At 73.7% G+C, this 24,959-nt stretch carries 24 protein-coding genes; 7 read left to right on the top strand and 17 right to left on the bottom strand.

From position 1 onward, the window contains the following. Positions 1-21 precede the first annotated feature (21 nt). The gene (locus ABD347_RS13355) at positions 22-1,488 is read left to right on the top strand and encodes an aminotransferase class I/II-fold pyridoxal phosphate-dependent enzyme (protein ID WP_344360463.1); all 1,467 of its coding nucleotides are present in this window, start codon (positions 22-24) and stop codon (positions 1,486-1,488) included. 35 nt (positions 1,489-1,523) lie between these two features. Here the strand turns inward: ABD347_RS13355 and ABD347_RS13350 are convergent, their stop codons facing one another. Together ABD347_RS13350 and ABD347_RS13345 are read right to left on the bottom strand one after the other, a co-directional pair. Continuing rightward, on the bottom strand, positions 1,524-2,732 hold the full coding sequence (locus tag ABD347_RS13350) for an amidohydrolase (RefSeq protein WP_344360461.1): 1,209 nt from the start codon (positions 2,730-2,732) through the stop codon (positions 1,524-1,526). Between the two features lie 68 nt (positions 2,733-2,800). Continuing rightward, positions 2,801-4,039 (bottom strand): FUSC family protein, encoded by a 1,239-nt coding sequence (locus ABD347_RS13345; RefSeq protein WP_344360869.1) that lies wholly within the window; start codon positions 4,037-4,039, stop codon positions 2,801-2,803. Positions 4,040-4,174: 135 nt separating this feature from the next. Between ABD347_RS13345 and ABD347_RS13340 the strand changes: the two genes are divergently transcribed. Next, complete coding sequence (locus ABD347_RS13340; protein WP_344360459.1) at positions 4,175-4,984, top strand: SDR family oxidoreductase; 810 nt, start codon at positions 4,175-4,177, stop codon at positions 4,982-4,984. Between the two features lie 146 nt (positions 4,985-5,130). Here ABD347_RS13340 and ABD347_RS13335 read toward each other — a convergent pair whose 3' ends face one another. The 5 genes from ABD347_RS13335 to ABD347_RS13315 all read right to left on the bottom strand — a co-directional run bounded on the left by ABD347_RS13335 (position 5,131) and on the right by ABD347_RS13315 (position 10,606). Further along, positions 5,131-6,789, bottom strand: a complete 1,659-nt coding sequence (locus tag ABD347_RS13335; RefSeq protein WP_344360458.1) for a catalase — start codon at positions 6,787-6,789, stop codon at positions 5,131-5,133. A gap of 103 nt (positions 6,790-6,892) precedes the next feature. Beyond that, complete coding sequence (locus tag ABD347_RS13330) at positions 6,893-7,681, bottom strand: metallophosphoesterase family protein (RefSeq protein ID WP_344360456.1); 789 nt, start codon at positions 7,679-7,681, stop codon at positions 6,893-6,895. After that, the gene (locus ABD347_RS13325; RefSeq protein WP_344360454.1) at positions 7,678-7,932 is read right to left on the bottom strand and encodes a hypothetical protein; all 255 of its coding nucleotides are present in this window, start codon (positions 7,930-7,932) and stop codon (positions 7,678-7,680) included. Before ABD347_RS13325 ends, ABD347_RS13330 begins: the two co-directional genes overlap by 4 nt. Then, positions 7,929-8,750, bottom strand: coding sequence for a nucleotidyltransferase family protein (locus tag ABD347_RS13320; protein ID WP_425575646.1), 822 nt, complete (start codon positions 8,748-8,750; stop codon positions 7,929-7,931). Before ABD347_RS13320 ends, ABD347_RS13325 begins: the two co-directional genes overlap by 4 nt. A gap of 77 nt (positions 8,751-8,827) precedes the next feature. Further along, the gene (locus ABD347_RS13315; protein ID WP_344360452.1) at positions 8,828-10,606 is read right to left on the bottom strand and encodes a collagen-binding domain-containing protein; all 1,779 of its coding nucleotides are present in this window, start codon (positions 10,604-10,606) and stop codon (positions 8,828-8,830) included. 141 nt (positions 10,607-10,747) lie between these two features. Here ABD347_RS13315 and ABD347_RS13310 point away from each other — a divergent pair, with 141 nt between their 5' ends. Then, a complete protein-coding gene (locus ABD347_RS13310) occupies positions 10,748-12,688 on the top strand; it encodes an ABC transporter ATP-binding protein (RefSeq protein WP_344360450.1) in 1,941 nt (646 codons plus the stop codon). 224 nt (positions 12,689-12,912) lie between these two features. Continuing rightward, positions 12,913-13,524, top strand: coding sequence for a DUF6629 family protein (locus ABD347_RS13305; RefSeq protein WP_344360448.1), 612 nt, complete (start codon positions 12,913-12,915; stop codon positions 13,522-13,524). On the opposite strand, the gene ABD347_RS13300 is transcribed toward ABD347_RS13305, so the two are convergent. The 5 genes from ABD347_RS13300 to ABD347_RS13280 form a co-directional block, all read right to left on the bottom strand. After that, positions 13,518-14,297 (bottom strand): amino acid ABC transporter ATP-binding protein, encoded by a 780-nt coding sequence (locus tag ABD347_RS13300; protein WP_344360446.1) that lies wholly within the window; start codon positions 14,295-14,297, stop codon positions 13,518-13,520. The genes ABD347_RS13305 and ABD347_RS13300 overlap by 7 nt on opposite strands. 8 nt (positions 14,298-14,305) lie before the next feature. Next, entirely contained in the window at positions 14,306-15,106 is an 801-nt protein-coding gene (locus tag ABD347_RS13295) for an amino acid ABC transporter permease (RefSeq protein ID WP_344360444.1), read from the bottom strand. Next, a complete protein-coding gene (locus tag ABD347_RS13290) occupies positions 15,103-15,951 on the bottom strand; it encodes an ABC transporter substrate-binding protein (RefSeq protein WP_425575645.1) in 849 nt (282 codons plus the stop codon). The genes ABD347_RS13295 and ABD347_RS13290 overlap by 4 nt, the downstream gene beginning before the upstream one ends. Positions 15,952-16,369: 418 nt before the next feature. Then, positions 16,370-16,879 (bottom strand): GNAT family N-acetyltransferase, encoded by a 510-nt coding sequence (locus ABD347_RS13285; RefSeq protein ID WP_344360442.1) that lies wholly within the window; start codon positions 16,877-16,879, stop codon positions 16,370-16,372. A gap of 10 nt (positions 16,880-16,889) precedes the next feature. Then, a complete protein-coding gene (locus ABD347_RS13280) occupies positions 16,890-17,852 on the bottom strand; it encodes a LysR family transcriptional regulator (RefSeq protein WP_344360440.1) in 963 nt (320 codons plus the stop codon). 128 nt (positions 17,853-17,980) lie between these two features. On the opposite strand from ABD347_RS13280, the gene ABD347_RS13275 reads away from it, so the two are divergent. Together ABD347_RS13275 and ABD347_RS13270 are read left to right on the top strand one after the other, a co-directional pair. After that, a complete protein-coding gene (locus ABD347_RS13275; RefSeq protein ID WP_344360438.1) occupies positions 17,981-18,403 on the top strand; it encodes a DUF4345 domain-containing protein in 423 nt (140 codons plus the stop codon). Positions 18,404-18,487: 84 nt separating this feature from the next. Next, on the top strand, positions 18,488-18,898 hold the full coding sequence (locus ABD347_RS13270; RefSeq protein WP_425575644.1) for a cold shock domain-containing protein: 411 nt from the start codon (positions 18,488-18,490) through the stop codon (positions 18,896-18,898). Between the two features lie 445 nt (positions 18,899-19,343). Here ABD347_RS13270 and ABD347_RS13260 read toward each other — a convergent pair whose 3' ends face one another. Together ABD347_RS13260 and ABD347_RS13255 are read right to left on the bottom strand one after the other, a co-directional pair. Continuing rightward, a complete protein-coding gene (locus ABD347_RS13260; RefSeq protein WP_344360434.1) occupies positions 19,344-19,583 on the bottom strand; it encodes a hypothetical protein in 240 nt (79 codons plus the stop codon). A gap of 65 nt (positions 19,584-19,648) precedes the next feature. Then, positions 19,649-20,128, bottom strand: coding sequence for an NUDIX hydrolase (locus ABD347_RS13255; RefSeq protein ID WP_344360432.1), 480 nt, complete (start codon positions 20,126-20,128; stop codon positions 19,649-19,651). 79 nt (positions 20,129-20,207) lie between these two features. On the opposite strand from ABD347_RS13255, the gene ABD347_RS13250 reads away from it, so the two are divergent. Further along, positions 20,208-20,987, top strand: coding sequence for a uracil-DNA glycosylase (locus ABD347_RS13250; RefSeq protein ID WP_344360431.1), 780 nt, complete (start codon positions 20,208-20,210; stop codon positions 20,985-20,987). Here ABD347_RS13250 and ABD347_RS13245 read toward each other — a convergent pair. From ABD347_RS13245 to ABD347_RS13235, 3 genes are read right to left on the bottom strand one after another with little or no spacing between them, the layout of a single operon-like run. Further along, positions 20,974-22,110 carry an NAD(P)/FAD-dependent oxidoreductase gene (locus ABD347_RS13245; protein WP_344360429.1) on the bottom strand — a complete coding sequence of 379 codons (1,137 nt, stop codon included), beginning with the start codon at positions 22,108-22,110 and terminating at the stop codon, positions 20,974-20,976. The two genes, ABD347_RS13250 and ABD347_RS13245, sit on opposite strands and share 14 nt — an antisense overlap. After that, positions 22,107-23,486, bottom strand: a complete 1,380-nt coding sequence (locus ABD347_RS13240; protein ID WP_344360427.1) for an FAD-dependent oxidoreductase — start codon at positions 23,484-23,486, stop codon at positions 22,107-22,109. The genes ABD347_RS13245 and ABD347_RS13240 overlap by 4 nt, the downstream gene beginning before the upstream one ends. Continuing rightward, positions 23,483-24,919: an FGGY family carbohydrate kinase gene (locus ABD347_RS13235; protein ID WP_344360862.1), complete on the bottom strand. Its 1,437-nt coding sequence runs from the start codon at positions 24,917-24,919 to the stop codon at positions 23,483-23,485. The genes ABD347_RS13240 and ABD347_RS13235 overlap by 4 nt, the downstream gene beginning before the upstream one ends. Between the last annotated feature and the right edge of the window lie 40 nt (positions 24,920-24,959).

The following is a 24,959-nucleotide window of genomic DNA, read 5'->3' as shown; positions in this document are numbered from 1 at the left end:
TTCGTGGGGCACCGGGGTGGCATGGACCACTCACAGGCACCCGTGCTCGACGCGCTCGCCGCGTACCACTCCGAGAACCAGACGCCCTTCACCCCGCCCGGCCACAAGCAGGGCCGGGGCGCCGACCCGCGCGTCCGCGCCGTCCTCGGCGACGCCGTCTTCCGCTCCGACGTCCTCGCCACCAGCGGGCTGGACGACCGGACCTCCTCCCACGGCGTTCTCGCCAGGGCTCAGGAGCTGATGGCCGATGCCGTGGGGGCCGAGCACACCTTCTTCTCGACCTGCGGCAGCTCCCTGTCGGTCAAGGCCGCCATGCTGTCCGTCGCCGGACCGCACGAGAAGCTGCTCGTCGGACGCGACGCCCACAAGTCGGTGGTGTCCGGCCTCGTCCTCGCCGGGATCGTGCCCGTCTGGGTGGACCCCCAGTGGGACGCCGAGCGCCACCTGGCCCACCCGCCGTCCGCCGACGCCTTCCGCGCGGCCTTCGCCGAGCACCCCGACGCACGGGGCGCCCTGGTGACCACCCCGACTCCGTACGGCACCTGCTCGGACCTGCCCGCCATCGCCGAGGCGTGTCACGAACACGGCGTGCCACTCATCGTCGATGAGGCGTGGGGCGCCCACCTGCCGTTCCACCCGGAGCTGCCCACCTGGGCCATGGACGCCGGAGCCGACGTCTGCGTCACCTCCGTCCACAAAATGGGGTCCGGCCTGGAACAGGGCTCCGTCTTCCACCTCCAGGGCGACCTGATCGAACCGGAGGTCCTCAAGAACCGCGAGGACCTGCTGGGCACCACCAGCCCCTCCGCCCTCGTGTACGCCGCCCTCGACGGCTGGCGCCGCCAGATGGTCCAGCACGGCCACGCCCTCTACGACGACGCGCTCGCCCTCGCCAAGACCGTACGAGCGCGGGTCGCCGAAATCGACGGCCTGCACGTGCACGGGCGGGACGACTTCTGCGGACCCGGCCGCGCGGCCGACCTCGACCCGCTCCAGGTCATCATCGACATCACCGGCCTCGGCACCACCGGCTACCGGGTCGCCGACTGGATCCGCGAGCACCACCGCGTCAACCTGCACCTGTCCGACCACCGCCGCAGCAGCGCCCAGCTCACCCACGCCGACGACGAACGCAGCGCCCACGCCCTGCTCACCGCGCTCCGCGACGTCGCCGACCACGCGGACGAGCTGCGCCCCGCTCCACGGGTGGAGGTCCCCGACCCGGCCGGCCTCCGCCTGGAACAGGTCATGCTGCCGCGCGACGCGTTCTTCGGACGCGTCGAACAGGTGCCGTGGGAGAAGGCCGCCGGCCGCGTCACCGCCGAGATGCTGACCCCGTACCCGCCCGGCATCCCGGCCGCCCTCCCCGGCGAGAGGCTCAACTCCGAGGTGCTGCACTACCTGCGCAGCGGCGTCGACGCCGGCATGGTCGTCCCGGACGCCGCCGACACGGAGGTGAAGACGGTGCGGGTGAGCGTGGAGGACTGACCGGGACGCGGGCGGGGTGAGCTCCCGGGCGGGCCTCACAGACCCGAGGCGGCCTTCTCGCGCAGACAGGCCCAGGCCTTCCCGGGCACCTCGGTGCGGAGCAGCACATCGGCGGCGGTGCAGCCCAGTGCCTCCGCCGCGGCCAGCATCACCTGCCGCCCGCGCGGCCCGGCCGCCGCCTCGGCGAACTCGGGCGTGTGGTCGGACGCCTCCGGACCCATGATGGCGACGAACGGGTGGATCGCCGGCACCCTCGTGCTCACATTGCCGATGTCGGACGACCCCAGGTACACGCCGGGCACGGGCTCCGAGAGGCCGATGCCCGCCCGGTCCGCGTGGTGGGCGAACAGCCCCGACAGCACGTCGTTGTCGCGGAAGTGCTCGTACCGCCCGCCCACACCGGTCACCTCCACCCGCGTGCGGGTGGCCAGCGCCACGCCCTGCGCGCAGGAGCGCACCTCCTCCACCAGCTCCTCCAGTGCGGACGTGGTCGCCCCGCGCAGGCCGAACAGGCCCTCGGCGTACTCCGGGACGATGTTGGTCGCATGCCCGCCGTCCGTGACGATGCCCTGGACGTGCGACCCGGTCGGCAGCCGCCGGTCCAGCACGCCCAGGGTGTTGAACAGCTGGATCAGCGCGCCGAGGGCGTCGACGCCCTCCGTGGGGTTGCCGGTCGGATGCGCGGCCCGTCCGTGGAACGCCACCCGGAGCTGCGCGCTGGCCGTCAGCGGGGCCCGAGCCCAGCTGTAGACGCCCGGGTGGAACATCAGCGCCGCGTCCACCCCGTCGAACAGGCCCGCCTCCACCGCCACGACCTTGCCGCCCCCGCGCTCCTCCGCGGGCGTTCCGACCGCCACGAGCGAGCCCGGCACCCCGCCGAGCGCGCCGCGCACCGCGAGCGCCGCGCCCAGGCCGGCCGCGGCGATCAGGTTGTGACCGCACGCGTGCCCCAGCAGCGGCAGCGCGTCGTACTCCATCAGCAACGCCACACACGGCCCGTCACCGCTCCCGGTCCTGCCGGTGAACGCGGTGGGCAGACCCGCCACCCCCCGCTCCACGCCGAACCCCTCCCGTTCGAGCTCGCCGCTCAGCAGCCGTGCCGCCTCCCGCTCCTCGAACGCCGTCTCCGGCGCTCGGTGCAGCGTGAGGCTCACGTCCCACAGCCGCTCGGCCCGCGCGGCGACCTCCTCCCTGATCCGGTCGTACACGGGCTCCAGGCTCTCCGACACGTGGGCCTCCTTCATCGGTCGACGGACACTCGCACGTGTTCCACGCCCCCGGCGCCCGATGCTTATACGGAGACGTACGCGGCTCAGGTCTCCACGCCCGGCCTCCGCTCGGCCCTGCCCTCGCCGCGCAGCCGACGGCGCATCGCCGCCAGCCGCGGGTAGCGCTCGCTCAGCTCCGCCGAGCGCCGGTCCAGCTCCTGCATGAGGCGCTCGCTGCGCTTGTCGAGGTCCAGCTCGTCGAGGATCCGGTCGATCTCGGCGAGCAGCGCACCGTGCAGCTGCCACTGCCTGGGATGTTCCTGCACGTCCTCCAGCAGCATGTCGGCGACCCGGTCGCGGGCGACCCGGCTCGCGGCCAGGGCGGCGGCCAGCCGCTCCTCGGCCTCCTCGGCGTTGGCGGCCACCTGAGTGGTGATCAGAAGGGCGAAGCTCTCGATGGCGTCGGCCATCTGCTCGAACAGCTCCTTGAGACAGGCCGACACATCCGCCGGGAACAGCGACTCCTCGGTACGGAACTTCGCCAGGTCGGTCATACTCCGGGTCAGCACCCGGAGCACCACCGCGCAGATCTCCAGGGTGTCCAGCCCCGTCCGCAGCACCACCCGGGACAGCAGCCCCTCCCGTACGCGCGGGTTCATCCGCAGGCTCTCCTCCGCCTGCCGCAGCGACGCGTCGACCTCCACGATGTCGTGGTCCAGGCGCCGCGCCTCGTGCAGCCGGGCGGCCGCGTGCGGGAACGGGATGTGGCCCTCGGCGACCTCCATGCCCATGCTGCGGAACATCCGGCCCATCCCGCGCGCCAGTCCGTCGATCGACGCGCCGGCCGACTGCGTCCACACCGGTGGCGCGAAGAGCAGATTGAACAGCAGCCCCACACCGGCGCCGATCAGCGTCTCCAGCACCCGGTGCCAGGCCGCCGACGTGGCCTGGGACACGCCGAGGACGAGCATCGCGCTGATCGCCACCTCGGGGACGAACTCGTTCACCCGCACGAACCGGCCGATGATCAGCGAAGTGAAGATCGTCAGACCGAGGCTCCACCAGGTCAGCCCCACCAGGGCGGTGAATCCGATGGCGATGAGGACCCCGACCACGACCGAGTTGACGCGCCGGATCCCGGTGGTCAGCGTCGCGTAGAGCGTGACCTGGACGACCAGGAGCGCGGTCAGCGGGGCCGTCAGGGGGGCGGGCTGCGCGGGCAGGACCATCAGGGCGACGACGAAGGAGATGACGGCGGCGGCCGTGGAACGCAGCGTCTGCGCAGCGACGGGTTCGGTGGTCCGCCGCACCAGTTTGATCACGGGTGCTGATACGTCCGGCATCCCCTTCACGTGCCCGATCATGAGCCACTCACCACACTCCAGCCACATGAACCCCTCGGACGCCGTTTCGTCTCACCCGTCACGTGGTACCGCCAAGGTCCTGAGCGCACGTCGCGAACCTGCCGAGGAGGCACGATGAACCCGTCCGTGAACAGGGGCACCCCCGTCGCCGTCGTCACCGGCTCCGACTCCGGCATCGGCCGCGCCACCGCCGTACGGCTCGCCGCGCAGGGCATGGACGTCGGCATCACCTGGCACGCCGACGAGGACGGCGCGCGCCGGACCGCCGAGGAGGTACGCGGCCACGGCCGCCGCGCCGCCGTCGCGCACCTCGACCTGACGCGACTGCCGGAAGCCGCGCGCGTCGTCGACGAGCTGGCCGGCGAACTCGGCCGCGTCGACGTCCTGGTGAACAACGCGGGAACCGGCACGGCCACGCCCTTCCTGGACATGTCCTATGACACCGTCCGGCACGTGCTGGACGTCGACCTGGTCGGGCCGTTCCTCTGCTCCCAGGTCGCCGCGCGCCGCATGATCGAGCAGGGGGACGGCGGACGGATCGTCAACGTGACGTCCGTGCACGAGCACCAGCCCCGCGTCGGGGCGGCGCCCTACTGCGCGGCCAAGGGCGGACTGGGGCTGCTCACCCAGGTCATGGCGCTGGAGCTGGCCGAGTACGGCATCACCGTGAACGCCGTCGCGCCGGGCGAGATCGCCACCCCGATGACCGGCCAGGACGAGGAGGACGTACGGAAGCAGTCCCGCCCGGGTGTGCCGCTGGGGCGTCCGGGTGACGCACGGGAGGTCGCGTCGGTCATCGCGTTCCTCGCGGGCGAGGACGCCTCGTACGTCACCGGCGCCTCATGGGTCGTGGACGGCGGCATGCTCCGCATGGGGCCGCAGGCCGGCTCCCACCTGGAGAGCGACGCCTGGCGCCGCCCCTGAGCCCGCCGGCCGGCGGTGCGGAGGCGGGCGCGGCCCGTCGGACCGGACACCGGGGCCCTGCCCCTTGCCGTACGGCGCACGCCCGTCCGGCCCGCACGCCCGAGGGCCCCGCCGACCACGGCGGGGCCCTCGGGCGTGCGGCGCGGTCAGCGGGTCACGACATGCCGCTCGTCGGGCACGCAGTGCGTCATCGTCAGGCCCTCGACGTTCCGGGGCGGGTTGTCCCCGAGGTTGGCCAGCCGCTTCCGGTCCTCCTCGGTGAGGTCCTGGCTCGCCAGGGGCTCGAGGTGCGACACGTCCTGCGGGCCGATGCCGAGGCCCTCGCCGACGCGCAGGCCCAGGTCGTTCTCGACCAGCAGGAAGTGCCAGACCATCCGCTCCTGCACCGGCCGGTCGCACTGCTTCAGCAGGTTGACGAAGTTGTGCACCAGGTCGTCCCGCTCCCACTGCTCCATCAGCAGGTAACGCTGGCCGGCCTGCATGTAGTCGTTGGTGCGCGGGATCCGCTTGCGGGTGAGCCTGCCGCGGATCTCGGGACCCTGCTCGTCGTGCGCGGGGTACTCGCCCTCGCGCAGCCCGCCCCGGATCGACGGCTCGTAGTTCACGTCGGCGTTCTCACCGGCGCCGTCCACGTGGTACGTCATCGACCCGTCGCGCTGGTTGGTCCGCACGTCCGCGTTCTTCGCCTGGTTGACCGGCAGTTGCAGGTAGTTCGGGCCGACCCGGTAGCGCTGGGTGTCGCTGTACGAGAAGGTCCGGCCGACCAGCATCTTGTCGTCCGAGAAGTCCAGGCCGTCCACCAGCACACCCGTGCCGAAGGAGATCTGCTCGTTCTCCGCGAAGAAGTTCTCCGGCATCCGGTCGAGCACCATCCGGCCGACCGGCTTCGGCGGGAAGTCCTGCTCCGGCCACGTCTTGGTGTCGTCCAGCGGATCGAAGTCCAGCTCCGGGTGGTCGTGGTCCTCCATGATCTGGACCAGCAGCTCCCACTCCGGGTGGTCGCCCCGCCCGACCGCCTCGTACAGGTCCTTCGTGGCGTGGCCGAGGCCCTCGGCCTGCACATTGGCCGCGTCCTCCTCGGTCATGCTCCGTACGCCCTGCTTGGGCATCCAGTGGTACTTGACCAGGACCGAGTCGCCCTCCGCGTTCACCCACTTGTAGGTGTTGACGCCGAACCCCTGCATATGGCGGTAGTCGGCCGGGATGCCGCGCGGGCTGAAGAGGTTGACGAGCATGTGCATCGACTCCGGCGTCTGCGACATGAAGTCGAAGATCCGGCGCGGCTGCTGCTCGAAGGTGACCGGGTCGGGCTTGAGGGCGTGGATCACGTCGGGGAACTTGATGGCGTCCCGGATGAAGAACACGCCGAGGTTGTTCCCCACGAGGTCCCAGTTGCCGTCCTCGGTGTAGAACTTCACCGCGAACCCTCGCGGGTCGCGCGCCGCCTCCGAGGAGTCGCGGCCGCCGATCACGGTGGAGAAGCGGACGGCCAGGTCGGTGCGCTTGCCGCGCTCCTGGAAGAGCTTGGCGCGGGTGTAGCGGCTGATCGGCTCGTCGCCCCACGCGCCGTACGCCTCGAAGTAGCCGTAGGCCGTCACCCCGCGGGCATGGACGACGCGCTCGGGGATCCGCTCCCGGTCGAAGTGGCTGATCTTCTCGAGGAACTGGTAGTTCTCCAGCGTTGCGGGACCGCGGGCCCCGACCGTGCGCTGGTTCTGGTTGTCGTAGACAGGGTGGCCCTGCCGGTTGGTGAGTACCTTCCGGTCGTCGCCGGGTGCGGGACCCTGGCTCGAAACGTCCGTCACGATCCTCGGCTCCTCTGCTGCTTTTGTTTGATTGCGTCCTGATTGCGCCCTGTGTGTCGCAGTATGCCCCGTTACCCGTCTGCCGGGGAGTCCAACCACCGGACTAGCGGGCGCCCACCGTGTCGGCCCCCGCCCTCGCACCGCCGTCGCCCGCCGCGGCGCTCCCGGCGTGGACGGGCAGGTGGTAGACGGCGAAGGCCCGGCCGATAACCGGCTGGGCGACATTGCGCACCCGTACGCCGTCGCTGGTCATCCCGTGCTCGGTCCCCATGTGCGCGTGACCGTGCACCGCGAGGTCGGCGCCCGCGTCGTCGACCGCCTCCGCCAGCAGGTAGCTCCCCAGGAAGGGGTAGATCTCCAGCGGCTCGCCCGCCAGCGTGTCCGGCACGGGCGCGTAGTGCGTCAGCGCGATCCGCACCGCGCAGTCCGCCTCGTTCAGCATGGTCAGGGACTTGCGCAGGCCGTCCGCGCAACGCCGGGTGTAGCGGATGAAGTCCTTCATCTCCGGCTCGCCGAACTCACCGCCGCTGCGCCCGGCGAAACCGCCGCCGAACCCCTTCGTCCCGGCGACGCCCACGCGCACGCCGCCGATGTTCAGCACCGTGCCCTCGCCCTCCAGCACGGTCACGCCCGCCCGGTCGAGCGCCGCCGTGACCTCCGCCTCCTGGTCGCTCTGGTAGTCGTGGTTGCCCAGGACCGCGACCACCGGCACGCCCAGCCCGGCCACTTCGCCGGCCACGATCTCGCCCTCCTCGACCGTGCCGTGGCGCGTCAGGTCACCGGCGAGCAGGAGCAGGTCCGCCTGCTCGTGCAGGGTGTCGAAGGCCGGTCGCAAGGTGCCCGCGCTGCCCGGGCCCAGATGGATGTCGCCGACCGCTGCTACTCGGATCACGACAGCTCCTCGGGGTGGTCGGGGGCGTCCGCGCGGACCACGACGAGGTCCTCGCGCAGGGGCAGACCGGCCAGTTCCTCGTGGGCGATGCGCAGGATCTCGGCACGGCAGTCGGCGCTGGCGACGGTTCCGTACAGCATCACGCTGGTACCGCGCTGCTCGATCCTGATGCCGAGTTCGGCGATGTCCTCGCTCGCCAGCCGGTCCCGCAGATGGGCGATGCGGTACTCGGCGGTGTCGGCGGCGCTCATGGCGTTGCCTCCCGGGGTTCGATCACGTTCAGGCGTTCCAGCAGGTACAGGAACGCCTCGGGCATCGGGGAGCCTTCGTTCTCCCGGCGCAACAGCTCCCAGTCGATCTTCTCCCGCAGCGTGCGGGCGATCGGCAGGACGGCACCGAAGTCGCAGTGGTGCTCGGAGAAGGCGGCCAGCAGGCTTCCCACCAGGTCGGTCGGCGCCAGCACCGGCATCCGGACCGAATCCACCGGCAGCGTGTGAGCCCGGTCCAGCAGCTCACGGGTCACCGGATGCCGTGCGAGCTCGAAGATCAGGTCGATCTCCTCACCATGGCTCCGCGCCTTGATCAGCCAGTCCTCCGGCGGCACCCGCACCTGGATACCGGCGGCCTCCAGATCCCGCGTGATCACCTCCGCGTCCTCCCGGAGGATCGCGAAGTCGGTGTCGTGCTGGAGGCTCTGGGGCACACCGTGCGCGTACGCCGCCACACTGCCGACCAGGGCGAACGGGTGGCCGGCGCTCTTCAGCAGCGCCGCCACCTGCTTCGTGGCCTCGAGGATGGCCTGCGTACGGTCCGGAGGATGGCCGCCCCCGGGGCCACCAGGGCCTCCGGCGGCTGCGACGCCTCCGGGGGCTCCGGCACCTCCGGGGCCGCTCGGGGCACCGGCCACCGTCCCGCCGCCCGCGGGCGAGGCGAGGAGCGCGTCGTCGGGCGCGCCCTCCACGGCTCTGCCCCCGGCCAGCCGCAGCCCCAGGGGCCCGGTCGGCCCGGTCGGGTCGGCGGGCCCGGGCGGACCGCCGGACTGGGTGGCGTCTTGCGAGTGGTTCCTCACGGGTGCTCTGCCCTCCTCGTCGGCCTTCGGGAGGCGGTTCGGGTACCCGGGCTCCTGTCTTTTATGGGCGGTCCGGCTCACTCGCCGGCGTCCCGGCGTCCACGGCGGGCCGCCCTGGTCAGGGCGGTTCCGGCGGTGACGAGCACGGCCGCTCCGGCGCCCAGGAGCCAGAGCTTCGACCGGGGCCCGGTCTCCGCCATGGCGGTGCCCGCGGCGGGGGACGGCTCCATCGGGGAAGGTTCGGCAGGGGAGGGCCCGGAACCGGGGCGGTCGCCCGTGACGGCCGCGACAGGGGACTCCGGGCCGGGGTCCGGCTCCGCCTCCCCTTCCGCGTCCGCCCCCGGCCCCGGCTTCGCCTCCGGTTCCGGCTCCCGGCCCGGCTCCGGGCCCGCCCCCGCTTCCCGGCCCGGCTTCGCCTCCGGACCTGGCTCCGCCCCCGCGCTCGCCCCCGCCCCCGCGCTCGCCCCCGCTCCCGCGCTCGCCCTCGCCGCCGCCCCCGCCTCTGCGCCCGCGCTCTCCTCCGCGCTCTCCTCCGCGCCCGCCGCTGGGCCCGCGCCCGCCGCCGGGCCCGCGCCCGCCCCTGTGTCCGCCCCCGGACCTGGCTCCGCTCCCGGCTCCGCCGCCGCCAGGGCCGCCCCGAGGCCCGCCGCCGAGCCCGTCCCCGGGCCCCCGCCCGGCTCCGGCTTCGCCTCCGCCCCCGTGGCCGCAACGCGGGCGGGTGCCGGTGTCCGGGCGCACTGCGGCTCCGCCGCGAACGGGGCGCTGCGGATCCCGCCCGTGCGGGGGCCCGCCTCCAGCGAGCGGACCACGATGTCGCCCGCGATGTCGGCGGGGCTCCGGTCCGTCAGCGCCGCGCGTGGAGCGTGGACGGAACCCCGCAGGGTGGCTCCGGCCGTGAGGGTCAGCTGCCTGGTGTCGGCGAAGGACCACAGCACGTAGGGCGCGTCCTCGTCACCGAGCCCCGTCGTCGTCGGTGTGCGCCAGTTCAGCTCGCCGCCCTCGGCCGTGGTGTCGACGACCACCACGAGGGGTCGCGCCGCCGTGGGCCGGTTCTCGAACGCCAGCGTCCGGATGCCCGCGAGCTGCGTGCCGGTCAGTCGCAGCACGTTCGTCCGGTGGTCGGCGAGCCGGATCCGCACCGTGGCGCCGAGGGCGTGCGGCGTCACCGTGCCCCGGCAGTGGGCCAGGGCGTCGGCGCGCCGCCGGTGGTCGGCGAAGAGCCCGCCGAAGTCGACGAGGCCCGGCGCGGGGCCGACGGACGCGGGTGGCTGGGCGGTGGACAGTTCGACGCGCGGCGTCGTGCCGTACCCCGCGCCGGCCGTCACCAGCCGGGTCTTGACCGGTGCGCCGTCCATGCCGGTGGCCAGCGTGGCGCTGCCCGTCAGGTCGCCGATCTTGATGTAACCGTCGCCGGTCACCCGCAGCACCGCGTCCGCCGCGCTGCCGGCGAAGTCGACCGCGCCGTGCACCAGGAGGGCGGTGGGCCGGGCGTCGCCGGGCGCCGTGTAGCCGCCCTCGCGGCGGGGCGCGACGCCGAACCTCGACCCCAGGGTCAGGTCGCCGCCCACGGCGACGGGGCTCCCGGCCTCCGTGCCCGCCAGCAGCGCGTCCCGCCGTGTCACGACGCCGAAGCCGTGGTTCCCGGCCATCGGGTTGCCGGTCACGGACGGCGCTTCATCCGCACCGAGCGCCACCCCCTGCGCACCGAGCGCCCTTTCCGTACCCGCCGCTCCGTAGACGCCGACCGCCGTGCGCGTCCCCGGCGCCTCGTGACCATCGCCCGGCAGTGCCGCGGCTCCGGGGCCCGCCACGCACAACCCGCACAGCACGGCCGGAAGCACGGTCAGTCCAGTCATTCGCATAACGGTGAAAATAGGATCATCTGATGCATGGAGGCTGCGACGCGCCCGCCCCGCAAGGGGACGTTTCACCCGATCGGCGGTGGGGGAGCGGTTGCTGCGACGGCAATGGCGCCGCGGCGTCCGGGGGTGGGGATCGTGCGTGACAAGAAGCTGTTCCGGCGTGCCTGGCGGACGGAGCCGCCCGTCTCCGACAGTGAGCGCGAGCTGTTCGGCGGTGCCCTGCGCTACGACTTCGGCTGGGCCAGGCACGAGTACGCCATGCTGGACCTCAAACCCCTGGCCGCCGTACGGGCCCTGCCCCACCTCCTGGGCGGCACTCTGCGGCTCGCCTGGGAGTCGGACCGGCGCGCGCTGCTGACCGTCGGCCTCACCGAGATCGGTCAGGGCGCCGCCCAGGCCGCCGGGCTGCTCCTGACGAACCAGGTCCTCCACGCCCTCTTCGCCACCGGCACCACCGTCGAACGCCTCCGCGCGGCCCTTCCCGCGCTGATCGCCGCCGGGGTGCTCGCCGTGGTCAACGCGGTGCTCGCCAGCCTGTCCACCGCCGGCACCGGCCGCCTGGAACCCAAGGTCGAAAGGCTCGCCACCGAGAAGTACCTGCAACGCGCCGCTGACGTGGAGCTCGAAGCCATCGAGGACGGAGCCTTCCGCAAGCTCCTGGACTCCGCCCAGTTCGGCGCCCTGGCCGCCCGGAACATGATCGGCGCATGCGTGGGGGCCCTGAACGGCGTCTTCACCATCGTCGCGGCCGCCGGCGTCCTCACCGTGCTGCACCCGGCGCTCCTGCCGCTGCTGGTGCTGATCGCCCTGCCACGCGGCTGGGGAGCCATGCATGTGGCGCAGCGCCGCTACGCCTCCCGTATGAACTGGATCGAGCACGAACGAGCGGCCCGCCTGGTCAACAACCTCATCACCAGCCGTGAATCGGCCCAGGAGGTCCGTGTCCACCAGGTGGGCCGCTACCTCCTCGACCGGTTCCACGACATGGCCGAGACCTCCGAGGCCGAACAGACCCGCCTCGCCGACGGGCGCGCCGTCACCGAACTGCTCGCGGCGGCGTTCTCCGGCCTCGCCACCCTCCTCACGTACGCCGCCCTCGGCATCCTGCTGGTCACCGGCCGTATGGACATCGCCATGGCGGGTACCGCCGCCCTGGCGGTGCGCACCGGTTCCGCCAGCCTCAGCGCCCTGATCACACACGTCAACACGCTCCACGAGGAGTCCCTCTACGTCCGCGACCTGGACCGGTTCACCGCGGCGGCCGAGAGGCGGGCCATCCCCACCGGCGGCACACCCGTCCCGGACTTCCCCGAGAAGATCACCTTCGAGAACGTCAGCTTCCGCTATCCGGATCGCGAGGAACCCGCTCTGCGCGGCGTCTCCCTGACCATCGCCGCCGGCTCGGTCGTCGCCCTGGTCGGTGCGAACGGATCGGGCAAGTCCACCCTCGTCAAGATCCTCGCCGGGCTCCACCGCCCGGTCGACGGCCGCGTCCTGTGGGGAGACACCGACCTGGCCGAAGCCGACCGGCTGGACGTCTTCCGCCATGTCGCCGTCCTCGACCAGGACTTCCAGCGCTGGCCCTTCACCCTGCGCACCAACATCCACATCGGACAGCCCGACGCGCCCCCGGACGCGGACCGTGTCGAGCGTGCCGCCACGTACTCCGGCGCCGACCGGCTCGGCTCCACCCTGCCGCGCGGCTACGACACCCTGCTCGCCCGTCAGTTCCGGCACGGCTCCGACCTCTCCGGTGGGCAGTGGCAGACCGTCGGCCAGGCCCGCCTGCGGTACCGCGAGGCCCCCCTCGTGATCGCCGACGAACCGACCTCCGCCCTCGACCCCGAGGCGGAGATCGAGTCCTTCCGGCGCGTCCGCGCCCTCACCGGGGAGGGGCGGACCGTCGTGCTCGTCAGCCACCGCATGGCCGGCATCCAGTCCGCCGACGTCATCCACGTCCTCCACGAGGGCCGGCTCGTCGAGTCGGGCTCCCACGAGGAGCTGATGGACCGGCCGGACTCCCGCTACCGGCGCATGTACCTCCTCCAGGCCGAGCAGTACGGTACGGGGACATGAGCCGTCCCGGCTCCGGGGGCGGTGCGGCCGGAGCCCGAGACCCGGAGCCCGGAGCCGCGGCGCCGGGCGGCGGGACGCGACCGGCCCCGTACGCGCGCGCCGCCGGGAACGCCGGCACCGGCCCCGTGCCCCGGCCGTCCTGCGGCGCGGGGCCCGCGACACCCGGAGCGCTGACGGGGGATCTCCTCCCGGCCGCCGGACGGTCACCCCCGTACGCTGCCCCCATGTGCTGGAACGCGACGGCCGACCTCGTGGCCGGCACCGTCATCGCGACGGTCGGCGCCGTCTGCGTGGCACGTGCCCGCGATGTGCGCGAACTGCCGCTCGCCGCCCTGCCGTTGCTGCTCGGCGCCCATCAGATCGTCGAAGCCGCCGTGTGGGACGCCGACGGCGGCAGCGGCGCCGCGACCCAGGCCTGGGCCGTCATCGCGCTGCCCCTGCTGCCCCTGTGGGTTCCGCTCGGTGTCCTGCTCGTCACCCCGCCCGGGGGACGCGCCCGCCTCGCCGTCCCGGCCGCCGTGGGACTGGTGACGGCGGCCGCGCTCGCGTACCGGCTCGCCCTCCGGCCGGTGACGGCCCACATCCGGGGCCGCACCATCGGGTACGTGCTCGACCTGCCGTACGCCCCGCTGTTCGTCGGCGGCTACCTGCTGGCCACCATCGGCGCGCTGCTCCTCGCGGGCGACCGGCTGCTGCGGCTGCTCGGAGCGGTCGTCGCCGCCGGGGCGGCGCTGTGCCTGGTGCTGTGGCGCACCGAGTTCATCTCCACCTGGTGCGCCTTCGCCGCCGTGGCGTCGCTGATCCTGCTCGCCAGGACGCGGCGTACCGCTCACTGATCCCCGTCCGGCCCGGGCGGTTCGGCGGCGGCCGGGTCGAGGACGCGGGTCAGGAAGTGCCGTGTGCGTTCGTGCTGCGGGTCGCCCACCACCTGCGCGGCCGGGCCCTCCTCGACGATCCGGCCACCGTCCATGAACACCACCCGGTCGGCGACCTCCCGGGCGAAGCTCATCTCGTGCGTGACCACCATCATCGTCATGCCCTCCGCCGCCAGCATCCGCATGACGGCAAGCACGTCACCGACCAGCTCGGGGTCGAGCGCCGACGTCGGCTCGTCGAACAGCATCACCTCCGGTCCCATCGCCAGCGCCCGCGCGATCGCCACCCGCTGCTGCTGACCGCCCGACAACTGCGCCGGGTACGCGTCCGCCTTGTCCGCCAGCCCGACCCGCTCCAGGTTCTCCCCGGCGACCTTCGCCGCGTGCGCCTTGGCGCGCCCCAGCACCCGCCGTTGGGGCAGGGTGAGGTTCTCGGTCACCGTCACGTGCGGGAAGAGGTTGAACTGCTGGAACACCATGCCGATGCGGCGGCGCACGGCGTCGATGTCGACGTCCAGGTCCGTCACCTCCGTACCGCCCACGAACACCTGCCCCCGGGTCGGCTCCTCCAGCAGGTTCACACAGCGCAGCAGCGTCGACTTGCCGGAGCCGGACGGCCCGATGACGCACACCACCTCGCCGGCGGCGACGTCCAGGTCGATGCCGCGCAGCACCTCGTTGTCGCCGAAGGACTTGTGCAGGCCGCGGATCTCGATCTCGTTCGGTGTCGGCATCGGCATCCTCACTTGGCCCTGGCGGCACGGACCTCGAGGCGGCGCACCACGAAGCTCAACGGAATCGTCACCAGCAGGTAGCACAGGCCGGCGACGAGGATGGGTGTGGAGTTCGCGGTCTGGCTGGCCAGGTCCCGGCCGAACTTGGTCAGTTCCCGCTCGTCCAGGGTCACTCCGAGGAACAGCACCAGTGAGGAGTCCTTGAACAGCAGCACCAGTTCATTGGTGAGCGGCGGGATGATGATGCGGTACGCCTGCGGGAGGATCACCGACACCATGGCGCGGGCGTGGGAGAAGCCCAGCGATCGCGCCGCCTCCATCTGGCCCTTCGGCACGGCCTGGATGCCCGCCCGGATCGTCTCCGCCATGTACGCCGCGGCCACCAGCCCGAGGCCGAGGGCGACCTTGCCGTACGTACCGCCGGGGATGTCCGTTCCCGGGAACGCCAGCGGTACGGCCACCCCGACGAAAATGAAGATCAGCAGGGCCGGCAGGCCGCGGAAGATCTCGATGTAGACGCTCGCCGCCCAGCGGTAGGGCGCCACCGACGACAGGCGCATCAGGGCGATGACCAGACCCAGCACGAGGCCGAAGGCGAACCCGGAGAGCGTGTACACCACCGTGTTGCGCAGCGCGGTGGTGATGATGTCGGGGAAGAGCCGCCCGGCCAGGTCCGCCTGGGCGAACTGGTTCCGCAGACGGTCCCAGTCGGCCAGGACGGCGATCGCGACGACGACGGCGACGAAGACCGCGTACTGGACACCCTGCGAGACCCGGCGCCGCTGCCGCCTGGTCAGCCGTGAGGTCACGACCGGCCCTTCGGCAGGGGGCCGATCCACTGCTCGTAGATCTTGTCGTACGTGCCGTCGGCCTTGGCGTCCCTGATCGCCTTGTCGATGGCGGCGCGCAGCTTGTCGTTGCCCTTCTTCACCGAGAAGCCGTACTGCTCGCCGGTCTCGATGTTCTGCCCGAGGGTGAAGGCCTCGGCGTTGGCCTTGTCCTTCAGCCAGCCCCGTACGACCGGGTAGTCGATGACGACGGCGTCGACCTGGCCGGTGCGCAGGCCGTTGAGCACGGCGTCGGAGCTCTCGAACGCCACCGGGTCGAAACCCTGGCCGGTGGCGTAGCTCTCGCCGGTGGTCTCGGCCTGGGCGCCGAGCTTCAGCTTCTCCGCCTTGACCTCGGCGAGGGTGGTGACACCGCTCTTCCTGCTCGCCAGCAGGGCCTGGGTGGCGTCGAAGTAGGGGACGGAGAAGTCGACGTTCTTCCTGCGCTCATCGGTGATCGTCATCCCGGCGGCGGCCAGGTCGCACTCGCCGGAGTTGAGGAACGCGCCGGTCTTGAAGTTCTCGAACGGCGTGTCGAGGATCTTCTGTTCGACCTGGAGGTCCTTCGCCACCAGGTCGACCAGCGCCACGTCGAAGCCGACGATCTTGCCGTCCTGCTCGAACTGGAAGGGTGGGTACGGCAGATGGGTGCAGGTCGTCAGCTTGCCCTTCTCGACCACGGGCACCCCGCCCGCGGCCTCGCCCGGCCCGTCGTCGCCGTTGCCGCACCCGGTGGTGACGAACAACAGCCCGGCCGCCGCGGCACCGGCGGTGAAGACGGTACGGGAGCGGTGGGCGCGTCGCTTGCCGCCGGCAGTCCTCGTCACGGTTGACCTCCATGGGCGCGTGGGCGGCCTTCGGGCGGCGCCGGGGGTGACGCCGGTGACGCGGCCGCCGGGCGTGATCGTATGACACGGAGGGCGCGCCGTCGCGGAGATCGGTGGGATGAGGACGCGGGCGGGCGGCCAGAACACGCCCCCTCCCGGCCACGGACCTAGGGCCCCACTCCGGCGCGGTTCGCCGCCCTCGGCCGGACCCGCTGCCCGCCGGCGGGCGCTGGGCGGGCGGCGTACCACAGGCGCGGAGGACGCGACCGTCCTCGTCCTCGTCGACAGGACGGGCGCCGCGCTGTCCGGGCGTGGTTACCACCGGGCCCCTGTGGCGCGGGCCGCGCGCACCGCGCGCGAGAACAGGGGGGCGGTCCGCTTCGGGGCCCGTGGCCGAGACCTCCACCGGCCCGCTCTCTCATACCTGCTGGGACCCGATCCTCCTGCGGAAGCAGATCCTGTCCTGCCCCGGACCGTCGTAGTCACGGTGCACCGGAACCCCCTCCACCTCGTGGTCGCCGCCCACCACGCTGAACCCCAGCGCCCGGTGGAACGCGACCGCCCCGCCGTCTCCCGGGACCGCCACCGCCCGCACCTCCCGCCGCCCGGCCGCGGCGGCCCGGTCGAGGAACGCCGTGTACAGGCCGCGCGCCAGGCCGCGCCCCCGCAGCACCGGATCGACCACCACGAAATGGATGTAGGCGTCCTCCTCGTTGTCGGCCGAATGGAGGCCGACCAGGAACGCCTTGACCCCCGTACTGTCCTCCGCGACCAGGCTCGTGCCCGCGAAGAACTGCAGGAAGAGCTTCGGCAGCAGCAGCGACGGCTCGCGGGGCCCGGCGGGTGCGGGCGACTCGCCACACCACCTGTGCACGCAGTCGACGAGCGTGTGGTGGTCGGACACGCGTGCCCGGCGCATCATCGGCATGTCAATCCCCTTAGGACTCGGTGTGCTCGGTGTGCCACCAGCGAGGGTTCGGGTCGGTCCCTCCCCTTCCCACCATGCCGCCCACCGTGCGACGCAGCGCGGCGACCTCGGGTGTGTCGCGGCGTGCGGATGACCAGGCGAGCACCGCCGTGCACACGGCCGCGTCCGACACGTCGACGTAGCGGATGCCCGGCCGGGGGAACAGCTCGCGGCAACTGGCCGACACGAAACGGATGCCGTGCCCCTGGATGACCGCCGACATCCCCGCCTCGAACGTCGCAGCCGTGTGCCCGGTGTACGTGACCGGCGCCCCGCCCGGGCGGGGGTCCGCCGCCCAGAAGTCCCGCCACACCCGGGCCACGCCGGGCGAGGATCCGATGACGGGCAGGTCCGCCAGCTCCGCGAGCGACACGGAGTCCCGGCCCGCCAGCGGGTGCCGCTCCCACAGGCACACCACCTGCCGCTCCGTCGCCAGCGGGAGCGTCTGGATCCCGGGCGGCAGGGGACCGTACGCCAGTACGGCGTCCACCCGGCCGTCCAGGAGGGCGGCGGTCTGATCGACGAAGTCCACCTCCCGCAGCACCACCTCAAGGCCGGGATGGCGGTCGCGCAACCCTCCGGCCAGAGCGGTGACGAAGGGCAGGGCGGTGATGTAGCAGCCCACGACCACCCGGCCCGCGAGTGTCCGCGCCCGCTGCCGTACGGCCTCCCGCAGCTCGTCGGCGGCCCCCACCAGGGCGCGGACCCGGGGGAGGAGGGCTTCTCCGGCAGCGGTCAGCCGCACACGCCGGGTGGAGCGTTCCACGAGGACGAGACCCAGGTGGTCCTCCAGCCTGCGGATCTGGCGGCTGAACGCCGGCTGGCTGATGTAGAGGCGCCTGGCCGCCCGGCCGAAGTGCAGTTCCTCGGCCAGCACGAGCAGCAGCCGCAGCTGATGCACACTCGGATCACAGCCGCCCGGCTCACCGCCCATACCCCGCACGGTATCAATCAGGGCGCGGGGCGCATCACCGGGCGCTTCCGCCCGGGAGCACTCCGGCCGACGATGGAGACCGGTCACCCGGACAGGGCGGTGGCGCGGTGAGAGGTGGGGGAGTGGTCGTGTCGTCACGTCGGGGCTTTCAGTGGGTGCTCACCCTGCTGACGCTGTTCGTACTGGTCACCGGGGTGCTGGAAATGGTCGTCGGGCCCTCGCTGCTGCCGGGCGACCCCGAGGTGAGCACGACGGTCGACAGCAACTACCGCTTCTTCGCCGGGATCTGGTGCGCCCTCGGCCTCGTCCTGGCGGTGGCCTCCCGCCGCCCGGAGGACCACGCCGCCGCTGTCTGGGCGGCCTTCGGCGCCGTGTTCCTCGGGGGGATCGCCCGTGGCGTCTCGTACCTCGACGTGGGTGCGCCGCACCCCGTGCACACGGCCTTCATCGGCGTCGAGCTGCTCCTGCCGCCGATGATGCTGCTGTGGTACACCCGGGTGCGTCGCACGGCCCCTGTCCGACCGCTGCGGGCCGGGGGCGAACGGCTGTAGATTCACCGCCGAGCCGAGCGGGCCCGAGGGGGACGCGCCCGGGTGGAAAAGCAGTGGTGTTGGCGTGGAGGTACGGCTGTGCTGATGATGGGCAAGATCCTTCGGTTCGACGAGGTCCGCGGTTACGGGTTCATCGTTCCCAGGGAAGGCGGCGAGGACGTCTTCATGCACGCGAACGACCTGCTCGACGACAAGTACCTGTACCAGGCGGGCCGCGAGGTCGAATTCCACCTGGAGATGGGGGACAAGGGGCCCAAGGCCTCCGGGATCCGGCTCGTTCACCAGCCCGTCCGCCGCCCGGCGCCCGAGAGTGTCCCCGCCCTGCGGGACGACCCCGACGACGACACCCTCGACGTGTTGTCCACCGCGGAGTTCCAGGCCGAGCTGACCGAGGTCCTCATCGACGCCGACGCCACCCTGACCACCGCGCAGCTCAAGCGGGTGCGCACCCGGGTCGCCGAGCTGGCCCGCTCACACGGCTGGGTGGAGGGCTGACGGCCCGCGCGACACTACCCGGGCGCGTCGTCGTGCGTCCGTGTGACGAGTTCCGTGGGGCGGATGGGAGACCGCTCATGAACGCCGCACGACCGCGCCGTACGGACCCCGTCGGCGGCTGTCCGCATGCCGCCGACCCGCGGCTCCTCGCCCAGGGCGCCGTCGCGCCCGTCGTTCTCCCCGGCGACGCACCGGGTACGGCCGTGCTCGGCCACAAGGCGCTGTGGCGATTCCTCACCCCCGTACGTGGCCAAGGGGGCCCAACGCTTCACGGCCCCGCGGGGACGGGCTGATACCCGGCGGCCGGCCCCGGCGGACCTTCGCCACCGTCCCGGGCATGACCTGCCGACGGCGCCGGCCACCGGCGGCCGCGCGGCGTGGGGAGGCACGGAGGCCCCGCGTCCCGAGCTTCGTGGGCAACAGCGTGCGCACCCTGCCCGTACGGCTACGAGGAGGCGGCAGCGCCCGGTGACCGCAGCGCGGACACCAGCCGCAGCAGCCGCGCCTCATTGCCCGTCAGGCCGGCCCGGCGCAACGCCTCGTCCGCCTCCGCCATCGGCGCCGACAGGTACACGCCCGCCATCGGAGCGAGCGCCGGATCGGTGAGCACCGCCTGCGTCGCCTCCAGCAGACGGATGTACGCCTGCGCCGCGGCCCGCTCGGGCGTGGTCAGGGTGGTGGTCATCTCTCGCTCCCTGTCGACCGGTTGGTGTGATCCCCGCAGTCCACTCTCGCGCACGGCACTGACAATCAGCTCTCGTCGCGCTCGCGCACGTACTCCACCAGCCGCTCCAGGAACACCCGCTGGCCCGAGACGAGCCGGGGCGCCGCCTCCTCCGGAGTCATCCACGCCACCCGGTCCACCTCCGGGAACTCCCGCGTCCGTCCCGATCCGCGCGGCCACTCCATGGTGAACGTGCCGGGCACCACCGCCGCCGGGTCGAGGTCGGCCTCCACCGCCCACACGGTGACGGTCTTGCCGCCGGCCTGGCGCGTCTCGCCGAGCGGCACCGGCTTCCCGTCCGGGACCGGCAGGCCCAGCTCCTCCACGAACTCGCGCCGCGCGGCCGCCTCGGGCGTCTCGTCCGCCGTGTACTCGCCCTTCGGGACCGACCACGCCCCCGCGTCGCGGGACGCCCACGCCGGGCCGCCCATATGGGCGATGAGCACCTCCAGCTCCCCGCCCGAGATCCGGAACAGCAGCAGACCCGCGCTTCGCCTCACCGTCATGCCGGAAGTCTGCCCATCGGCCACCGCGTTAGCGTCGGTAGGCGGAACGATCACCCCGAGCGAGGGAGCGAGAGGTCACATGTCCGTGTCCGAAGGGTCCGGCGGCCGAACCGACGATCCCGCCTTCCCCGAGCGGGAGGCCGCCGCCGCCCCGTCCGTGCCCGTACTCGACGAGCGCGTCACACACTGCCGGGCCTGCCCCCGGCTGGTCGCCTGGCGGGAACAGGTTGGCCGGGAGGGGCGACGGGCTTACACCGGCTGGGACTACTGGGCCAGGCCCGTGCCCGGCTTCGGCCCCGACGACGCCAGGCTCCTCGTCATCGGCCTCGCGCCCGCCGCCCACGGCGGCAACCGCACCGGCCGCATGTTCACCGGCGACCGCTCCGGCGACGTCCTCTACGCCGCGCTGCACCAGGTCGGTCTCGCCAGCCGGCCGGACGCCACCCGCGCCGACGACGGGCTGCGCCTGTACGGGGTACGGGTCACCGCCCCGGTCCACTGCGCCCCGCCCGCCAACAAACCCACGCCCGGGGAACGGGACACCTGCCGCCCCTGGCTGGCCGGCGAGCTGCGGCTGCTGCGCCCCACCGTGCGCGCCGTCGTCGTCCTCGGCGCCTTCGGCTGGCAGGCCACCCTGCCCGCCCTCGCCGCGGGCGGCTGGTCGGTGCCCAGGCCCCGGCCGGCGTTCGCGCACGGGGCGCACATCACCCTGGCCGCCACCGACGGGGGACCGCACCTGGACCTCTTCGGCTGCTACCACGTCAGCCAGCGCAACACCTTCACCGGCCGTCTCACCCCCGCCATGCTCAGGGACGTGCTGAGCCGTGCGGCGACCGCCGCCGGCATCACACCACCCTGACCCGGACCGGCCCACCGCCCGGATCGACGCGCGCCGCCCATCCGGCGGGCAGCGTCAGCGAACGGGACGGGACGACCACGCGCCACACCCGCCGCCGGAGCAGCGGGGCGCCGTCCTGGCTCACCACCACCACGGGCAGCGCCAGCGGCCGGCCGGCGCGCAGCAGGAGGCGGCCGCCCGCCGTGCCCAGCCGGTTCGGTGTGACCCACCGCAGCGGCGCGTCCGCCACCACCGGGACGCAGGCCCCCGGCCAGGGCGCGCGGCCCGACAGGTGTGCCAGCACCGGCGCCGCCACCGCCCGTCCCTCCTCGACGGCCGTACCGGCCGGCTCACCGCCGTGCAGCAGGCCGCCCACCGCGAACACGCCCGTCACCGACGTGCGGAACGCGCCGTCCACGGCCGGCCCGCGCGTCGCCGGGTCGAGGGCCACCCCGCCCGTGCGCGCCAGGTCGTGCTCCGGGATCCAGTCGCCGGTGAAGACCACGGTGTCGCACGCCACGGTCGCCGCCCGCCCGTCCCGGCGCAGCACCCGTACGCCCGACAAGCGCCCCCGCCCCAGGATCTCGGCGACCGTGGTACCGCCCAGCACGGGCGTCCGGCCGGTCAGGGCCCCCGGCGCACGCCACGGCTCCTCCGTGACCAGCGCCGCCACCTCCACGCCCGCCCGGCGCAGCGTCCGCACCGCCCGCCGGGCGTCCGGCCCCGCCCCGACGACAACCGCGCGGGTGCCGACGTCCTGCCCGTGGCCGTACACCGCCCGGCGCAGTTCGCCCCCGGTCCACACCCCGGCCGGGCGGGTCCCCGGCACCAGCCGGGCTCCACGCGGGCGTTCCCGGGCACCGGTCGCCAGGATCACCGCCCGCGCGGTGACCCGCTCCCGGCCGGACGGGCTCGTCGTGCCGAGCGTGAGCGGGCCGGACCAGCCGGTGGCGGTGACTCCGGTACGGAGCACCGCCCCGGCCCGTACCGCCGCGTCCGCCCACCGCCGGACGCCCGCGGGGTTCGGCTCCCGCTCCAGGACCTCCACGGTGCCCGCGCCCAGGGCCGCCAGCCGGGCGGCGGCGCAGAGCCCGGCGGGCCCCGCCCCGACGACGAGCACGTCGACCGTGCGTGCCGTCGTCACCGTGCCTCCTCGAACAGCGCCCGGATCGCCGCCCCGCAGTAGTACCCCTGGCAACGGCCGCCCCCCGCCCGCGTCCGGCGCCGCAGGCCGGCGGGCGAGGCGGGCGGGACCGTCGAGGCGAGCGCGTCGCGGATCTCACCGCGCGTCACCCGCTCGCAATGGCACACGATCTCCCCGTACGCCGGATCGGCCGCTATCGCCTCCGCGTCGGCGTACGGGCGTGGGAACGCCTCGCCCACGTTCGGCATCCGCACCGCGGGGAGCCGGTGCGCGGGCCCCAACTCCAGTCCGGCGCCGGCCAGCAGTTCCACCACATGGGCGGCGATCGCCATCGAAGCCGTCAGCCCCGTCGAGCGGATGCCGCCGACGGTGACGTACCGCTGCCGGGGATGGCAGGCGATCCGGTAGTCGTCCTCCTCGGTCGCCGCCCGCAGGCCCGCGTAGACCGCCGTGACCTCCTCCTCCAGCAGGGCGGGCAGGATCCGGCGGCCCTTCTCCCGGAGGAACGCCAGGCCCTCGGCCGTCGATCCGGTCGCCGTCCGGTCGTCCATGTCCTCGGCGGTGGGTCCGAGCAGCACCTTGCCGTGCACGGTGGGGGCGACCAGCACGCCCTTGCCCAGCGCGGTCGGTACCGGCAGCAGGATGTGCCGCACCAGGTCGCGGGCGAAGGAGTCGAACACCATCAGCTGGCCGCGCCGGGGCCGCACGGTGAAGTCGCGGTGGCCGAGGCGCCGGTCCAGCTCGTCCGCGTACAGGCCCGCCGCGTTGACGAGGTACCGGGTGCGCAGCACACCCCTGGTCGTCACCAGCTCGTGACCCGGCCGGACGTCCTCCACCCGGTGGCCCAGCAGCAGGTCCACCCCCGCGCGGACGGCCTGCGTGGCGTACGCGAGCACGGTCGTCCACGGACAGATGACGCTCTCGTCCGGCACGTCCAGGGCGCCGAGCGCGCCCGGCCCGAGGTGCGGCTCGCGCAGGCGCAGTTCCTCGGGGCCGATGAGCCGGGCCTTTCCGTACCCGTTCTCCTCGGCCTTGCGCGCCAGGCCGGGCAGCGCGGCGAGCTGCTCCTCGTCCCAGGCGACGAGCAGCGCGCCCACGGGCTCCACGGGAATGCCCACCTCGGCGGCGTACTCGGTGAGACGCCGCTGCCCCTCCCGGACCAGCCGGGCCTCCAGTGAACCGGGGACGGCGTCGAAACCGGTGTGCAGGATCGCGGTGTTGGCCTTCGACGTGCCCTCGCCCACATCGTCCGCCGCGTCCACCAGGGCTGTGCGCAGCGGGTGGCGGGCCAGTTCCCGGGCGATGGCCGAGCCGACGACCCCGGCGCCGACGACGACCACGTCGTACGGTTCGGCGGACGGCCCGCCGCCGGTCACGGCGTACGCTCCGGCAGCGCGGCGACCGCCGCTCGGAAGGCCTCCATCCGCCCGGCCGCCTCGTCGGCGGAGACGCGCGGTTCGTACACGGCGGACGGCCGCCACCGGGGGACCGCCTCCCCGAGCGGCAGCCGCGGGTCGACGCCGAGGCGGGCGAGGGCGCCCACGCCGAGAGCGGTGGCGTCCGGTGACTGGGCCACCTCCACGGGCAGTTGGAGCAGGTCCGCCTGGGTCTGCATCAGCAGCGCGGAGCGGGTCAGCCCGCCGTCGACGCGCAGGGACGCGAGCGGGGCGCCCAGGTCGGCCCCGGCCGCCCCGGCGAGCTCCACCACCTGGGCGGCGATGCCCTCGCACAGGGCCCGCACGAGGTGCCCGGCCGTCGTGTCCAGCCCGAGGCCGGTCACCGCCCCCCGGGCGTCCCCGCGCCACCAGGGGGCGGCGAGCCCCGCCAGCGCCGGTACGAAGGTGACGCCGCCCGCGTCCGGGACGGAGGACCCCACCCGGTCGAGGTCGGCGGCCCCGCCGATGACCCCGAGGTCGGTGAGCCAGCGCACGGCGGAGGCGGCCGTGTACACCTGACCGTCCAGGCAGTAGCGGGCCCGCCCGGCGAGCCGCCACGCCACGCAGGCGACCAGCCCCGAGTCGCCGCGCCGGGGGCGGTCGCCGGTCTGGGCGAGCAGGAACGCCCCGGTGCCGTAGGTGCACTTGGCGGCGCCCGGCTCGATCGCGCCCTGGGCCAGGAGCGCGGCCTGCTGGTCGACCAGCAGGCCGGTCAGCGGCACGTCGGGGCCGAAGGCGTCCGTGCCGCCCACAACACCCGCCGCGTCCACGATCCGTGGCAGGGGTTCGCCACTGAGTCCGTAGGTCTCCAGGGCGTCCGGTGACCAGGCGACCCGGTCGAGGTCGAGCAGCTGGGTGCGCCCGGCCGTCGCCGCGTCGGTGACGAACTCCCCGGTGAGCCGGTGCACCAGCCAGGCGTCGCTGGTCGTCACCACGCCCTCGCGGGTCAGGTGCCGGCGGATCCAGGCCATCTTCGGGGCGGCGAAGTACGGATCGAGCGGCAGTCCGGTCGTCTCCCGCAACCGGTCGGCGTGCGGCGCGAGTTCGGCGCAGATTCCCGCCGCACGTCTGTCCTGCCAGACGATCGCGTCGGTCAGCGGCGCACCGGTCGCCGGCTCCCAGGCGAGGACCGTCTCGCCCTGGTTGGACAAGCCCACGGCGACGACCGGCTCCCCCGCCGCGGCCAGGGCGCGGCGCCCGGCGTCGACGACCGATCCGAGCAGTTCGAGCGGGTCGGCCTCGACCCGGCCGCCCGGCAGGTGGCGCGGGCGCACCGGGGAGGTGCCGGAACCGATGACGCCGCGTTGTGGGCAGATCACCAGGGCCTTGGTGCCCGACGTGCCCTGGTCGACGGCCAGCACGGGGCCCGTCATCGCCCACTCCCGTCCGTCTCGTGTCCGCTTCATGCCCGTT

It is taken from the genome of Streptomyces gobitricini (genome assembly GCF_039532985.1).
Lineage (GTDB): Bacteria > Actinomycetota > Actinomycetes > Streptomycetales > Streptomycetaceae > Streptomyces > Streptomyces gobitricini.
This window is presented reverse-complemented; position numbering and strand designations above follow the sequence as displayed.